The 15209-nt window shown below is 62.9% G+C and carries 13 protein-coding genes and 1 tRNA gene; 8 read left to right on the top strand and 6 right to left on the bottom strand.

Going from position 1 to position 15209, the window contains the following annotated elements; genetic code table 11:
• Positions 1-33: 33 nt before the first annotated feature.
• Positions 34-426, top strand: coding sequence for a response regulator (locus ACVWWQ_RS01250; protein ID WP_158234055.1), 393 nt, complete (start codon positions 34-36; stop codon positions 424-426).
• 56 nt (positions 427-482) lie between these two features.
• Here the strand turns inward: ACVWWQ_RS01250 and ACVWWQ_RS01245 are convergent, their stop codons facing one another.
• Positions 483-1454, bottom strand: coding sequence for a helix-turn-helix domain-containing protein (locus tag ACVWWQ_RS01245; RefSeq protein WP_133950535.1), 972 nt, complete (start codon positions 1452-1454; stop codon positions 483-485).
• 519 nt (positions 1455-1973) lie between these two features.
• Here ACVWWQ_RS01245 and ACVWWQ_RS01240 point away from each other — a divergent pair.
• Positions 1974-2150, top strand: coding sequence for a hypothetical protein (locus tag ACVWWQ_RS01240; RefSeq protein WP_166669753.1), 177 nt, complete (start codon positions 1974-1976; stop codon positions 2148-2150).
• Between the two features lie 165 nt (positions 2151-2315).
• Complete coding sequence (locus ACVWWQ_RS01235; RefSeq protein ID WP_166669754.1) at positions 2316-4694, top strand: GGDEF domain-containing protein; 2379 nt, start codon at positions 2316-2318, stop codon at positions 4692-4694.
• A gap of 175 nt (positions 4695-4869) precedes the next feature.
• Here ACVWWQ_RS01235 and ACVWWQ_RS01230 read toward each other — a convergent pair whose 3' ends face one another.
• Positions 4870-6198: an MFS transporter gene (locus tag ACVWWQ_RS01230; RefSeq protein ID WP_133950539.1), complete on the bottom strand. Its 1329-nt coding sequence runs from the start codon at positions 6196-6198 to the stop codon at positions 4870-4872.
• A 223-nt stretch (positions 6199-6421) separates the two neighbouring features.
• On the opposite strand from ACVWWQ_RS01230, the gene cyoA reads away from it, so the two are divergent.
• Genes cyoA through ACVWWQ_RS01205 form a run of 5 tightly spaced genes read left to right on the top strand, consistent with a single transcriptional unit; the run spans position 6422 to position 11241 of the window.
• On the top strand, positions 6422-7402 hold the full coding sequence (gene cyoA / locus ACVWWQ_RS01225) for a ubiquinol oxidase subunit II (RefSeq protein ID WP_133950541.1): 981 nt from the start codon (positions 6422-6424) through the stop codon (positions 7400-7402).
• Between the two features lie 53 nt (positions 7403-7455).
• Entirely contained in the window at positions 7456-9435 is a 1980-nt protein-coding gene (gene cyoB / locus ACVWWQ_RS01220) for a cytochrome o ubiquinol oxidase subunit I (protein ID WP_208321625.1), read from the top strand.
• Positions 9432-10058 (top strand): cytochrome o ubiquinol oxidase subunit III, encoded by a 627-nt coding sequence (cyoC, locus tag ACVWWQ_RS01215; protein ID WP_133950545.1) that lies wholly within the window; start codon positions 9432-9434, stop codon positions 10056-10058. The genes cyoB and cyoC overlap by 4 nt, the downstream gene beginning before the upstream one ends.
• The gene (cyoD, locus tag ACVWWQ_RS01210; RefSeq protein ID WP_133950547.1) at positions 10055-10450 is read left to right on the top strand and encodes a cytochrome o ubiquinol oxidase subunit IV; all 396 of its coding nucleotides are present in this window, start codon (positions 10055-10057) and stop codon (positions 10448-10450) included. The genes cyoC and cyoD overlap by 4 nt, the downstream gene beginning before the upstream one ends.
• Positions 10447-11241, top strand: coding sequence for an SURF1 family protein (locus ACVWWQ_RS01205; RefSeq protein WP_457383271.1), 795 nt, complete (start codon positions 10447-10449; stop codon positions 11239-11241). The genes cyoD and ACVWWQ_RS01205 overlap by 4 nt, the downstream gene beginning before the upstream one ends.
• Positions 11242-11441: 200 nt before the next feature.
• Here ACVWWQ_RS01205 and ACVWWQ_RS01200 read toward each other — a convergent pair.
• The 4 genes from ACVWWQ_RS01200 to ACVWWQ_RS01185 all read right to left on the bottom strand — a co-directional run bounded on the left by ACVWWQ_RS01200 (position 11442) and on the right by ACVWWQ_RS01185 (position 15036).
• Positions 11442-11531, bottom strand: a tRNA-Ser gene (locus ACVWWQ_RS01200).
• 388 nt (positions 11532-11919) lie between these two features.
• Entirely contained in the window at positions 11920-12303 is a 384-nt protein-coding gene (locus ACVWWQ_RS01195) for an LrgA (RefSeq protein WP_133950549.1), read from the bottom strand.
• The gene (gene serS / locus ACVWWQ_RS01190) at positions 12300-13580 is read right to left on the bottom strand and encodes a serine--tRNA ligase (RefSeq protein WP_133950551.1); all 1281 of its coding nucleotides are present in this window, start codon (positions 13578-13580) and stop codon (positions 12300-12302) included. The genes ACVWWQ_RS01195 and serS overlap by 4 nt, the downstream gene beginning before the upstream one ends.
• A 118-nt stretch (positions 13581-13698) precedes the next feature.
• A complete protein-coding gene (locus ACVWWQ_RS01185) occupies positions 13699-15036 on the bottom strand; it encodes a replication-associated recombination protein A (protein WP_166669755.1) in 1338 nt (445 codons plus the stop codon).
• Between the last annotated feature and the right edge of the window lie 173 nt (positions 15037-15209).

The following is a 15209-nucleotide window of genomic DNA, read 5'->3' as shown; positions in this document are numbered from 1 at the left end:
GTGCCCGTGGTTGGGGAAGCCAGGAAGAAAAGCATGACCATCAACAAGACTGTCCTGATCGTGGACGATGACGACCTGGTGCTGGAGTCGATCGACCTGCTGCTGTCCTCCGCCGAGGGTTTTCAGAGCATTCGCGCGCTGGGCGCCGCTGGCGCGCGCAGTCACCTGCAGCACGCGCACATCGATGTGATCGTCGCCGATGTGATCCTGGCGGGAACCGTTTCCGGCATCGATGTCTGCCACGATGCATTGAAGCGCTATCCGGACGTGGCCGTGGTAGTGATTACCGCCGATACCGAGGTTCACCTCCACGATATTCCGGACCGTGGCGTGTTCCTGCGCAAACCGTTCGGCGCCACCGAGTTGATGGTGGCGATTCAGATGGCGCTGGGCAAAGTCCGTCGCGACAAATCCGGCGTCAGCTGAGCATCACCCGACAGCGAATCCCCAGCGCAGGAAAGACACGCGGGCATTGAAATGGCTCAGAACGCTTCGTGACGCTCGCGTACCTCGCTCGCGGTGCGTCCGTAGCGCGCGCGAAACGCACGCTGGAACTGCCGCTCGCTGGAAAAGCCGCGGCTGAAGGCCAGGTCGGAAATATGACGTTCGGGCTGTTCACGCAGGTCGCGATGCACCGCCTCGACGCGCCGGTCACGAATGTAGTGCTGCACGCCACCACTGTCCGCGAACATGCGATACAGCTGCGCGCGCGACACGTGGAACCTGCGCTGCAACAGCAGCACGCCCAGATCGTGGTCACCCAGGTGTTCGTCGATGTGTTCGCGGATGCGCACGTCCAGCGTTTCCGCCCATGCGGGCCGATCACGTTGCCGCGACTCCGCGCGCAGGCAACCGCGCACCACTGCGAGCGTCGCGCCAGCCGCCTTGCCCGCCTGTCGCACATCCATGTCCGGCAGAGTACCCAGCAGATGCAGCAGGTGCTGGCTCAACATGCGGCACGGCAGGTGGTCCTTGCGCAGCACCCGACCGTGCAACGGTGCGCGTGTCTGGTCGATGGCCTGGCGCCGCAGCAACAGGTTCACGTGCTCGCAATGACCCTCCCACAGCTCGATCGGCTGGGCCAGGTCGTTCAGATAGATGTCGCCCTCCCTCAACTCGACCGTGCCGCGCTTGCCGAAGTTGCCTCGCGCGCTGCCGCTGAGCAGCAATCGCAACAGCACGCAGTCACTCAGCGGGCTTCGCGCAATCAGCGCCGGCCCCCGCCGGTACCTTGCCGCACTGACGCAGGAGCGGGCCACGCGCAACGGTCCCAGCTCGAACACGATGATCCATGCCTCCATCGGGTGGTCATCGTCGGGACGCACTTCTGCCAGCGCCTGAATCCAGCGCGCATAGGCCCGCGAGCGCAAACGCGGCTCGAGCAAGGTCGTGCTGAAGGTCCGACATGGCAACGTCGTGCCTGACGGCCCGTTCGGTGGAACAGGCGTACCCATCGAACTCCTCCTGAGATCGAACCCCGCCGGGAGATCTGCAAATCACGCACAGACCATGCCATGGCGCATCACATCGACACGCCGCTGAAGCCCACGGCCTTTTTCGGTTGCTGGTTGCGCTCCGTCCGGAGTTTCCGACACGGACAATTCACCTTCCGCCATGGATGCCATCGCATGCCCGGGCTGTCCAGTGGGTCGGAACGAAAAACATCAAGGTAGAGACGAAACGACGTGCGCACGCAAATGAAACGTCGCATGGCTGGCCCGAACTGCTGCCTAGAATGCACATGAAGAAATCCATGGCGAGGCAATCAGAAGCTCTTTCGCCGCACCTTGCGGATGTCGAACACACAGTCAGTCGGGTTTGCGTCGCCGGCCGAATGGGGTGCACCCCCCTGCACCACCTCTGTCCATTCGGTCGGTCGACGTATCTGCCGGAAGCATCCGATGGGGGCGGCCCCGTGGCCTTGGCCATTGGCGCCTCGCCTGCTTCAGTTGGACGTCCATGGCTGGTGCAGCATGGCGCCGAAGCTCGGGCAGGAGGCGTTGTTCTTGGCAGAAAGGCAACAGGGAAAGTCGGTGCGCCGGCTTTTGCAGGTGAAGTTCATGTCAACGCGCCACTTCGGGCTTTTCGAAACTGTCACTGCTGAGCAGTTTCTGACCTTCCCGGCACCGGTAATGACGCGCGAGAGATGAATTGACGCCTGGGCGCGTCTGGCAACCGTCCAAAGACCCGAACCGCAATCGACAGGAGTCAGTGCGATGTACGGCAACAGGCATATGCTCCGCGCCGCAACCATTTTGTCGGCAGCCTTGAGGGCAGCCGAAATGAAGCGTGTTTTTCAGACCATGGAAAGTCCGATGAACTGCACCTTGGCAAATGAGTCGCCGCAAGCCCGCTGGCTGGAGCAGCTGGATACCGCCACGCGCCCGGTGGAGATTGCCGCCATGGTGGTGGAGCTGGCCGAAAGTTATGCAGAGTGCGCCAGCGCGCGCGTGCTGTGGGAACTCGGCGCCGGATTCGACCACAGCTCCGCGGCCCCGCAAGGCTGGCTTCGCGGGCTGGCGGCCTCCGGCATTCCGCAGCGTGTGCCCGCGCTCGGCGCGGTGGCCTTTCGGCTCTGTGAAAGGCCACGTCCGATCCTGCTGCTGCTGACGTTGCAACCGGGTAGCGACGTCACCGCCCTGATCGCCGAGCTTCAACCGCTGTTGCAACTGGCTGGGCGCCGCCTTGGCATCTTGCTGGGCTGGCTGGAGCAACGCACGGCAGCACCGCCTCTGGAATACTCCGAACGTCTGCATCGTGCGCTGTTCACCATCGCCGACCTGGCCGGCTGCGGGCGGGAGCTCCAGGACGTATTACGCGACATCCACGCCGTCCTGCGCACGCTGATGCGGGCTGAGCGTCTTTGCGTGGTGGCGCACGACCCGCAGCGCGAAATGGCGCGATATATCTATCTGGCCGACGCGCAGGGAGCACGCCCGCTGCCGCAGGCCGGCGGCGACGTCATGATGACCTCGATAGCTCGGTCGCCAGTCTGGTATCTGCTGCGCGAAGGCAAGGCCCTGTTCGGTCCGGCTGGCCAATTGGCCAAGCAGGTTCCCGGCCCTTTGCTGTTCGGTGAAACAGACCACAGCCCGTGGATCGGCGTGCCCATGTTGCGCATGGGCGAGATTCACGGCGCCTTGATCCTGCAAGACCCGCAGCCTGATCTCGGCTATTCCAACGAGGATCTCGTCCTGCTGGAGTTCGTCGCCAGCCATGTATTGAACCTCATCAAGCGACAGGAGGCTGCACCGGCGGAGATCCAACTGCAGCTGCAGGCGCAGACATTGGCCAATGCCAATCACGGCCTGCAAGACCGGATCGCCCAACGCAGTCGCGCCTTGCACCGGGAAGTGGCCAAAAATGCGCGTATCCAGCATCAACTGGTTCACGAGCAGACCCACGACGCGCTCACCGGACTGCCCAATCAGCGCAACCTGCATGCCCACATGGCGCAAGCCCTTGCGGCAGAAGACCGCGTCATCGGAAGCACCGCCCTGCTGCAGCTCAATCTCGACCGGTTCGCCGGCATCAATGAGGGGCTTGGCCACTTCACCGGAGACGAGGTGCTGAAACAGGTCGGCGCTCGCCTGGTCGACTGCCTCGGCTCACGCGCGGGCGTGGTTGCACGCATGGCAGCCGACGAGTTTGCCATCTTCGTCGAGCGGGTCGAAGGTACGCGTGAGGCTTTGCATCTCGCACGGAACATCCTCGTGCGTGTCGGTGAGCCGATGCATTTTGCGGGTCACGAACTCACTGTCTCCGGCCGCATGGGCCTGGTGGTGCGCGCCGCTCACGATGCGTCGCTCGAGCAGTTGCTGCAGGACGCCGACATCGCCGTGCGGCATGCCGCCTCGACGGACTTCCCACGCATGACTCTGTTCGATCCGGCGATGGCAAGAGAAGCCATCGAAGTGCTGGAGCTGGAAAGTGACCTGCACGAAGCGGTGCGCAAGCGCACGTTCGAACCCCATTTTCAGCCCATCCGTCGACTCGAAGACAACACCATTGCCGGCTACGAAGCACTGATCCGCTGGACCCGTCCTGGCTATGGGCTGCTTGAGCCAGCGGATTTCCTGAAAGTAGCCAGGGATTGCCGCCTGATCGAAACCATCGACTGGCAAATGTTCGAGCGCAGCTTCCAGACGTTCGCGAAGCAGGCGGCGCCAGACACGTTCCTGACCTTCAACGTCTCGGCCGCGCACCTGGGATCGAACGACTTCGACACACGCCTGCTCGCGCTGCTGGCCAAGGCGCGGCTCGCGCCTTCACGCGTTGTCGCGGAAATCACCGAAGAGACCCTGCTGGAAAATTCCGACCACGTGCACGCCCTTCTCACCCGTCTGCACGAGTCGGGTGTCAACGCGGCACTCGACGATTTCGGCACCGGCTACTCGTCCCTGCACTATTTGCAGAAATTGCCGCTGTGCATGCTGAAGATGGACCGCGTCTTTGTGGATGGGCTGGACAAGCCCGCCACCTCCAACAGCGCAAAAATCATCGCGGCCGTGATCAACCTGGCCGGTTCGCTCGGCATACAGGTGATCGCCGAAGGCATCGAAACCGTGGCCCAGCGCGACCTCCTCAAGGCCATGGGATGCCCGCTGGGCCAGGGCTACCTGCTCGGCCGACCTGCCTCGACCGTCGACAGCGGCCAAGAGAATTGCGCGAGGCGTTGCAGCGAACGATCCTGAGCCTGACGAGCGAGCCTCGGACCCTTACCGATCAGTGCGAGCACCGGCTTGCGGGCCTGGGCAGAGCTGTTCCTAAACCGGACAGCTGCCTCGAACCAGCCGTCACGCGTCGATCAGGAAGTCCGCTCAGTAGAACGGCTGGTCGCGGCGGGGCCATGCGAATCGGCGCACGCAATCAGTCGTTCGGCATGCCACCGGAGCGACTGAACCACAGTGCAGCCAACGTACCCACGGCGCCCGACAACAGATAGAGCCCGACGTAGCCCACGCCGAAATACACCGCCAGCGACAACGCGACCAACGGTGCAAAACCGGCACCGAGCAACCAACCGAGATCAGAGGTGATCAGTGCTCCGGTATAGCGGTAGTAGCTGCGAAAGCTCGAACTCACCGCACCGGCAGCCTGGGCGTGGGAAAAGCCGAGCAACGCGAATCCGATGATGATGAACAGGTAACCCTCGACTGTTCCGCCCGACAGCATGACCGGGGTCCAGCCGCTGTAGATCGCGATCAGCACGCCGAACACCGCCAATGTCATGCGACGGCCGTAGCGATCGGCAATTCGTCCGGACAGCAGCATGCACGGCACCGCTACCGCCGCGCCGACAATCTGCACGATCAGGAAGCTGGCGGCCGACTGCTTGGTGAACAGAAGCGCCCACGACAATGCGAAGATCGTGACGAGATGGAACAGCGCGTAACTGGCCAGCGGTGCGAATGCGCCCAAGGTGATGGCGCGTCCCTGCGAACGCACCAACGGGATGACCGGCGACGGCTCCAGCTCGCGCAGGGTCAACATCGTGGCGTATTCGGGAGTCACCACCAGCCTCAGGCGAGCGAACAGCGCAACCACGTTGATGGCAAAAGCCACGAAGAACGGGTAGCGCCAGCCCCAGGCGAAGAACTCATCGGACGTCAGGCTCAACAGCAGGTATGCAAACAGACCTGCGACGAGGATAAAGCCGATCGGTGCGCCCAGCTGCGGAATCATCGCGTACCAGCCGCGCTTGGTGCGGGGTGCATTCAACGCCAGCAAGGAAGCCAGGCCATCCCAACTGCCGCCGATCGCGAAGCCCTGGCCGAAGCGCAACACCGCCAACGCCACGATCGCCACCATGCCGAGTGAACCGTAGCCCGGCAGAAAGGCAATGCCGGCCGTGGTGGATCCAAGCAGGAAAAGAGCAACGGTCAGCTTGGTGCCGCGACCGAACTCCCGATGCAGGAAAAGAAAGCACAGTGAGCCGAGCGGACGTCCGATGAATGCCAGCGCAAAAATCGCGAATGAATAGAAGATGCCGTGCAACTCGCTGACGAACGGAAAAAACACGCGAGGAAACACCAGCACACAGCCGAGCCCGAAAACGAAGAAGTCAAAAAATTCGGAAATGCGTCCGATCACCACGCCCACGGAAATATCTCCAGGCGTCACATCGTGCGCATGAAGCTCGGTAGATGCGTTGATGGCCGCTGACGGGTCGGAAGGCGGGGCGTAGCTGGTCGACATGATGCGTCCGTGAATGCGTGATAAGCCATGCAGCAGATTTGCGAAGGCCTGGAAAGATGCTGCGTCGAATGGATTTCTCGCAATATTTTGCGAACCCGCCAACACGCAGTTCCTGCAAGGATGCGCCGATGGCGTCCAACCTGCCAGATGACGATGTGTCACATCGAAATCAGGCTTGCAGGCTCTAGAATAGCGGAATAGCCCAACTCCCCGTAACTTCCCCATGCCGATAAAACGCCTGCGAGGCCTGCTTCTGTTGCCCCCTGCATTTCTTGTGGGCGGCTGTAATCTGGTTCTGCTTGATCCGGCCGGAGACGTGGCGCGTCAACAGAGTGATCTGATGATCGCGTCAGTGATACTCATGTCGCTGATCATCATTCCCGTGCTGATTGCCATTGGCGTCATTGCGTGGCGCTATCGCGCATCGAACACGGACGCTGCCTATGACCCCGAGTGGGATCACTCGACCAAGTTCGAATTGGTGGTCTGGGCCGCGCCGCTGCTGATCATCATTGTGCTCGGCGCGATGACCTGGATCGGCACCCATCAACTAGACCCGTACCGCTCGCTCACGCGCATTGATGCCAGCCGCGCCGTGGCGCCCGGCACGCAGCCGCTGGAAGTCGAGGTGGTCTCACTGGACTGGAAGTGGCTGTTCTTCTACCCGAAGTACGGCATTGCCACGGTCAACGAGTTGGCTGCACCGGTGGACATGCCCATCCATTTCAAACTCACCTCAACCACGATGATGAACTCGTTCTTCATACCGTCGCTGGCCGGTCAGGTTTACACCATGCCGGGCATGCAGACCGTACTGAATGCGGTGATCAACAAGCCCGGTGACTTCGATGGATTCTCTTCCAACTACAGCGGCCACGGCTTCACTGACATGCGCTTTCGTTTTCACGGCATGAACCAGCCGCAATTCGATCAGTGGGTGGCCAGGGTGCGTGCTGACGGAAGTGACTTGAATGCCGCGGCGTTTCAGCAGTTGAACGAACCGAGCCGAGCCGAACCGGTACACCATTACGCCCACTTTGATCGGGATCTGTACGAACGCATCCTCCATCGATGCCTCGGCGACGATCCGTCGTGCATGAACAAGACGATGAGCATGGATGCTGGCCAGACCAGCGCCACGCACGGCGCCGCCATGTCCGCACAGTCGACGATGGCGCCCGCATCCACTGCGGCGATGCACTGATCCACCTTCCCGAGATTCGAACCATGCCTGACCGCCCCGCCATCTGGAACTTCCTGTTCGGGCGCCTCACACTCGAGGCGTTGCCGCTGCACAACATGATCGTCGTCTGGACCTTCGTCGCCGTGGCGCTCGGCGGCGGCGCCGTGCTCGGTGCCATCACCTACTACCGCAAGTGGGGATATCTCTGGAACGAATGGTTCACCAGCGTCGATCACAAGAAACTGGGCATCATGTACATGGTGCTCGCCACCGTGATGCTGTTTCGTGGCTTCGCCGATGCCATCATGATGCGTTCGCAGCAGGCGATCGCGTTTGGCAGCAACATGGGCTATCTGCCGCCGCACCACTACGACCAGATTTTCACCGCGCATGGCGCGATCATGATTTTCTTCGTGGCCATGGCCTACATCGTCGGGCTGATGAACTTCGCGATGCCGCTGCAGATCGGCACGCGCGACGTGGCCTTTCCGTTCCTCAACAATTTCAGCTTCTGGCTCACCGTCTCCGGCGTGATCCTGTTCATGGCGTCGCTGTTCATTGGCGATTTTTCCAGTGCGGGCTGGCTCGGCTTTCCGCCGGTTTCGGAGTTGCAGCAAAGTCCCGGCCCCGGCGTCGATTACTACATCTGGGGCCTTCAACTCTCGGGCCTGGGCACCTTGCTTACCGGCATTAACTTCGTGGTCACCATCATCAAGATGCGCGCTCCGGGCATGACCTTGATGAAGATGCCGATGTTCACCTGGACGACGCTGACCACCAGCGGATTGATCGTGGTGACGTTCCCGATTCTCACCGCCACGCTGTTGCTGCTTTCGCTCGACCGGTACATCGGCACCCACTTCTTCACCAACGGGTTCGGTGGCAACGTGATGATGTACGTCAACCTGATCTGGATCTGGGGCCACCCCGAGGTGTACATCCTGATCCTGCCGTTGTTCGGGGTGTATTCGGAGATCGTGCCGACGTTCTCGGGCAAGAGGTTGTTCGGCTATTCCTCGATGGTCTACGCCACCGTCTCGATCATGATCCTGTCGTACCTGGTATGGCTGCACCATTTCTTCACGATGGGCTCGGGCGCGGACGTCAACTCGTTCTTTGCGCTCACCACGATGATGATTTCGATCCCCACCGGCGTGAAGATCTTCAACTGGCTGTTCACGATGTACCGCGGCCGGGTGCACTTCAATGTGCCCATGCTGTGGACCATGGGCTTCCTGTTCACCTTCACCATTGGCGGCATGACGGGCGTGATGCTGGCCGTGGCTCCCGCGGATTTCCTGCTGCACAACAGCCTCTTTCTGGTCGCGCACTTCCACAACGTGATCATCGGTGGCGTCGTGTTCGGCATCTTCGCCGCCATCAACTACTGGTTTCCCAAGGCGTTCGGATTCCGCCTGGATGAGTTCTGGGGCAAGCTGAGCTTCTGGTTCTGGCAGGTCGGCTTCTGGGTGGCCTTCGGCCCGCTTTACGTGCTGGGCCTGATGGGCGTCACCCGCCGCCTCAGTCATTTCACCGATCCCAGTCTGCAGATCTGGTTCATCATTGCCGCCTTCGGCGCGTTCCTGATCCTGCTGGGCATTCTGGCCTTCGTCATGCAGATCTACGTCAGCATCCGCCGTCGCGACGAGCTGGCCGCGGGCAACGATCCGTGGGGTGGACGCACGCTGGAGTGGGCAACCTCGTCCCCGCCGCCGCCCTACAACTTTGCGTTCACGCCGCTGGTGCACGAACGTGACGCCTGGCACGACATGAAAAAGCATGGCTACCAGCGTCCGCTGACCGGCTTCCACGCGATCCACATGCCGAAGAACACCGCCGCCGGCATCGTGCTTGCGGCGCTGGGAACGATCTTCGGTTTCGCCATGGTCTGGTACATCTGGTGGCTGGCCACTGTCGCCTTTGTGGCACTGCTCGTTGTCGCCATCGCGCATACCTTCAACTACGACCGTGAAGGCCATATCTCGGCGGAAGACGTGAGCCGCTTTGAGCACAGTGGCAACTGGGAGCCAAACGGTCGAGGGGTACACGCATGAATACCATCGCCATCGACACCCCGCCCTCGGCACCGCGCACTTTCCTGTGCAACGAGGAGCCGCATCCCCACAACGGAACCCTGTTCGGGTTCTGGTTGTACCTGATGAGCGACTGCTTCATCTTTGCCGCGCTGTTCGCCTGCAATGCGGTGCTCGGTACCAGCTACGCGGGTGGTCCCACCGCGCATGAGGTGCTCGACCTGCCCGGTCTGGCGGTGAATACGGCCCTGCTGCTGGTCTCGTCAGTGACCTTCGGGTTTGCGATGCTGGAAATGGCCCGGCAGCGCCAACGCGCGATGCTTGGGTGGCTGGCGGTTTCCGGCCTGCTGGCGGCGGTTTTCGTCGGCCTGGAGATCCATGAGTTCATCACCCTGATTGCCGCGGGCGCCGGCCCGGGCCGCAGCGCGTTCCTGTCCTCGTTCTTCACCCTGGTCGGCACGCACGGCCTGCACGTGACAGTCGGCATCATCTGGTTGATCGTGCTGATGGTGCAACTGGGCAAGTACGGCCTGACCGAAGCGAATCGGCGACGCCTGTTCTGCCTCAGCATGTTCTGGCATTTTCTTGATCTGGTCTGGGTCGGCGTCTTCAGCTACGTCTACCTGGTGGGAGTGCTTCGATGAATCATCCATCCCCCTCCGCACCGGCGAATGCCACGGCGCATGATGGCGACCACGCGCCACATGGCAGCCTGCGCAGCTACCTGACCGGTTTCGCGCTGGCCGCGATTCTCACCATCATTCCGTTCTGGCTGGTGATGGGTCATGTGCTGGCCAGCACACTGATCACCATGCTTGTCGTGCTCGGCCTGGCCGCTGCACAGATCGTGGTCCACGTGATCTTCTTCCTGCACCTGGACACCCGCTCGGAAGAGGGCTGGAACATGCTGGCCTTCATCTTCACCATCGTCATGGTGGTGATCGTGCTCGGCGCTTCGGTCTGGGTCATGTACAACGAAAACGCGAACATGATGCCGATGTCCTCGCAGAAGATGCATTTGCCAGACACCCCATGAAGCAGGACGCGCGCCACGACCCGGTGCGCCATCGCATGCCGCGCAGCCGCTCTGCCCTCATCGTCCTGATGCTGCTGGCGGCTGTCCTTTTCATTGGCTTCCTCCTGCTGGGAAACTGGCAGGTGCGGCGACTGCACTGGAAGCTTGGCCTTATCCACGACGTGGCTGCTCGCGTCGATGCCGCACCCGTGGCGGCGCCGGCTCCGGTACAAGGTTCGCTGGCGGCAACGGACAAGCTGCACTATCTGCACGTTCGCCTGCGCGGCCGGTTCCTCGATCGCGCGCCGATCCTGGTGCACGGCTCCAGCTCGCTGGGTTACGGCTTCTGGGTCATGGCTCCGCTACGCACGGACCGGGGCTTCATCGTGCTGGTCAATCGAGGTTATGTCTCGCCCGGTTTGGCAACAACCGAGTTGCACCCTCCCGCCGGCGAGCTCAACCTCACCGGGCTGCTGCGCGTATCCGAACCCGGTGGTGGTTTCCTGCGTCCCAACCGGCCCGCTGACCATCAGTGGTATTCCCGCGATGTGCCGGCCATGGCCGCGGCACTGCGCCTGCCCGGCAGCGCCGTTGCGCCCTACTTCGTCGATGCCGACGGAAGCGATCCGGCAAACACCACCACATGGCCGCGGGCGGGCCTGACCGTAGTCCACTTCCCCAACAACCATCTGGGCTACCTGATCACCTGGTATCTGCTGGCGCTGGGCACACTCGCCGCTGCCGTCGTGGTGGGCAGGGATGAGTGGCGTTTGCGACGTGACGTGCGGCGATCGAAACGAGCCGTCGACTGAGTTCCGTTGCATCAGGGGTGGCTGGCAAGTGGCTATCCGTCGGACATCGGGTGACGGGGCGGCGGCGAGGTGAGCGAAATACTGCCGCGACGACAATTCCCCGGAACCGTTGTCGCCCCGAAACAAAACATCCCGCCACGAAGGGCGGGATGTTGGGGAAATCAGATGTTTTGTGCAAATAACTGATTTCATTTGGAACTTGGCGGAGAGAGTGGGATTCGAACCCACGGTAGGCTCACACCTACGGCAGTTTTCAAGACTGCTGCCTTAAACCACTCGGCCATCTCTCCATGAACCTGGTTGTCTGCTGCAAGGCGCGCGTTGCGCGCCACTACGGCAGTTTTGCTACGGGCATCCTGCCCTTCGCCCCTTCGGGGCCAGCGGCGGCGCCGCTGTCCGCTTCGGCATCCTGCCTCCGCGTCAAGACTGCTGCCTTAAACCACTCGGCCATCTCTCCATGAACCTGGTTGTCTGCTGCAAGGCGCGCGTTGCGCGCCACTACGGCAGTTTTGCTGCGGGCATCCTGCCCTTCGCCCCTTCGGGGCCAGCGGCGGCGCCGCTGTCCGCTTCGGCATCCTGCCTCCGCGTCAAGACTGCTGCCTTGAACCACTCGGCCATCTCTCCATGAACCTGGTTGTCTGCTGCAAGGCGCGCGTTGCGCGCCACTACGGCAGTTTATCAGGAACGCTGCGGTGGACGAACGTTTGCGCTTTTCTTCGACAGCGCCACCAGGCATCCCACCAGGATGGCCACCGGAATCAGCGCGCCCAGCAATGGAAACAGCAGCACGGGCTGGCGGATGACCATGGGGATCAGTTGCGTGGCGCTGGCGAAGGTGATGATCCCCAGGCGCAGGCGGCGGCTGTGCCGGGCGAACCAGAAGCTCCCCACGACCAGCATCAAGGCGATGACGGAGAGCACCAGGTCGACGTTCGGCATCTGCCACACGGTATCGAAGCTCAGGCGCATGCCGATCACCGTGACCAGGACGATGAGCAGGAAGTAGCTAGTGTAGAACTCGACCTTGTCCCAACGACCAGCAGGTGCGCCCGCGGTATTCATGCGATGCGATCCAGCCCGGCCATGTACGGGCGCAGGACTTCGGGCACGGTGATCGAGCCGTCGTCGTTCTGGTTGTTTTCCATCACCGCGATCAGGGTGCGGCCAATGGCGAGGCCGGAGCCGTTCAAGGTGTGCACGAGTTCGGGCTTGCCGGTGTCGGCGTTGCGCACGCGGGCCTGCAGGCGACGGGCCTGGAAGTCTTCGCAGTTGGAGCAGCTGGAGATCTCCCGGTAGCTCTGCTGGCTCGGCAGCCACACTTCGAGGTCGTAGGTCTTGACGGCGGTGAAGCCCATGTCGCCGCTGCACAACAGCATCTTGCGATAGGGCAGGCCGAGTTTCTGCAGCACCTGCTCGGCATGGCCAACCATTTCCTCCAGTTGCGCATGCGACTGGTCGGCGCGGGCGATGTGCACCATCTCGACTTTTTCGAACTGGTGCTGGCGGATCATGCCGCGGGTGTCGCGGCCGTAACTGCCGGCCTCGGCACGGAAGCACAGCGTGTGCGCGGTCATGCGCAGCGGCAGTGCGTCGGCGTCCTGGATGGTGTCGCGCACCAGGTTGGTCAGCGAGACTTCGGCGGTGGGAATCAGATAGCGCCGGGTTTCGCCCACTTCGGTGGCAAACAGGTCATCCTCGAACTTCGGCAGCTGACCGGTGCCCTGCATGCTGTCGGCGTTGACGATCACCGGCACGTTGCATTCGAGGTAACCGTGTTCACCGGTGTGCAGGTCGAGCATGAACTGGCCCAGCGCGCGGTGCAGGCGGGCCAGCTGGCCACGCAACACGGTGAAGCGCGCGCCGGACAGCTTGGCGCCGGCGTCGCCGTCGAGCCAGCCGTGCGGTTCACCCAATTCGACATGGTCTTTCACGTCGAATGCGAACTCGCGCGGCGTGCCCCAGCGGCTGACTTCGACATTGCCGTGCTCGTCCTTGCCCAGCGGCACGGACTCATGCGGAATGTTCGGGATGCCCAGCGCGATCTCGGCGAGTTTCGCCTGCACCTCGGTCAGCGCCTGCTCGTTGGCCTTGAGCTTGTCGGCGATGCCGGCGACTTCAGCCATCAGCGGCGCCACGTCTTCGCCCTTGGACTTGGCCTGGCCGATCGCCTTGGAGCGGGTATTGCGCAGGTTCTGCAGCTCCTGGGTTTCCATCGCCAGCTGCTTGCGACTGCTCTCCAGCGACTCGACGGCGGCCACGTCCAGCGCGTAGCCGCGGGTTTCGGCGAGGCGTGCGGCGGTTTCGGCGAGGCGCGAACGCAGCAGGGAGGGATCCAGCATGATCGATATCCAGGTGAAGGCTTGAACCGCGAATTATCGCTGCCGGGCGGCAGTTGCCGCAATGTGACGGCGCACAGGCGGACCAGCATGATGGAACGCCCTCGCCTGCGCGCCGGCTCTAAGAATTGCGGGCCTTGGCGCGGGCGGCACGCAGGGCCAGCAGTTTCTCACGCAGCTGCAGTTCCAGACCGCGTTCGACCGGCTCGTAGAACACCGTGCCCTCCAGACCTTCGGGCAGGCATTGCTGGCCCAGGGCGACCCCGCCCTCGGCGTCGTGGTCGTACTGGTAGCCCTGGCCGTAACCCATGCCTTTCATCAACTTGGTCGGCGCGTTGCGCAGGTGCATCGGCACTTCCAGCGTGCCACCTTCGCGCACGGCGGCGCGGGCCTTGTTGTAGGCCATATAGGCGGCATTGCTCTTGGGCGAAATCGCCAGCCAGATCGCCAGCTGGGCCAGCCCCAGCTCGCCTTCGGGGCTGCCCAGGCGTTCGTAGGTATCCCATGCATCCAGCGCCATGCGCCAGGCGCGTGGCTCGGCCAGGCCAACGTCTTCCACCGCCATGCGGGTCATCCGCCGGGCCAGGTACAGCGGGTCGACGCCGCCATCCAGCATGCGACACAGCCAGTACACCGCGGCGTCGGGGTCGGACGAACGCACGGATTTGTGCAATGCCGAGATCTGGTCGTAGAACTGCTCGCCCTGCTTGTCGAAGCGCCGCGTGCGGTCAGCCAGCACCTGGCTCAGGGTGGCCGCGTCGACGCGGCCCTGCTCGGCCAGTTCGGCGGCGATTTCCAGCAGAGTCAGTGCGCGGCGCACGTCGCCATCGGCGGCCTGCGCGATCGAATCCAGTGCGGTGTCGTCGACCTGCAGCTGCAGCTCGCCGAGCCCACGGTCGCGGTCGGCCAGCGCGCGTTTCAGCGCAGCGATGATGTCGTCGCTGGAAACCGGCTCCAGCACATGCACCCGGCAGCGCGACAGCAACGCGGAGTTCAGTTCGAACGACGGATTTTCGGTGGTGGCACCGATGAAGATGATCACGCCGCGCTCGATGTGCGGCAGGAAGGCATCCTGCTGGGTCTTGTTGAAGCGGTGCACCTCGTCGACGAACAGCACGGTGCGCCGGCCTTGGGCGAAGTTGACCTCCGCCTCGGCCAGCGCCTTGCGCACGTCGGGCAGACCGGACAGCACGGCCGAGATGGCACGGAATTCCGCCTCGGCATAGCGGGCCACCAGCAGGGCCAGGGTGGTTTTGCCGCAGCCGGGCGGCCCCCACAGCACCATCGAGTGGATCTTGCCAGCCTCCAGCGCGCGGCGCAGCGCCTTGTCCGGACCGACCAGGCGTTGCTGGCCGACGATTTCGTCGATGCTGGAGGGCCGCATGCGCTCGGCCAGAGGTTTGAGCGCTTCGGGCTCGGCGAACAGGCCGGGGCTGGTGGGCAAGACAGGACGTGGCATCCACCCATGATAAGGCATGCCTTGCATACCGGCCCGATGCAAGCCGCGCGGCAATCTGCAGAAATCCCGCTAAACTGCCCGTTCGCTGAGGCACAGCTGCCGTGGGCATAGGCCAGGGGACGCGCAATGTGGGGGACGGGGCGACCATGATCACTGGCGCGGGCGACGCTGCC

The sequence above is a fragment of the Rhodanobacter sp. TND4EL1 genome (assembly GCF_054061035.1).
The sequence above is the reverse complement of the archived record's forward strand: the minus strand, read 5'-3'. Positions and strand labels throughout refer to the sequence as shown.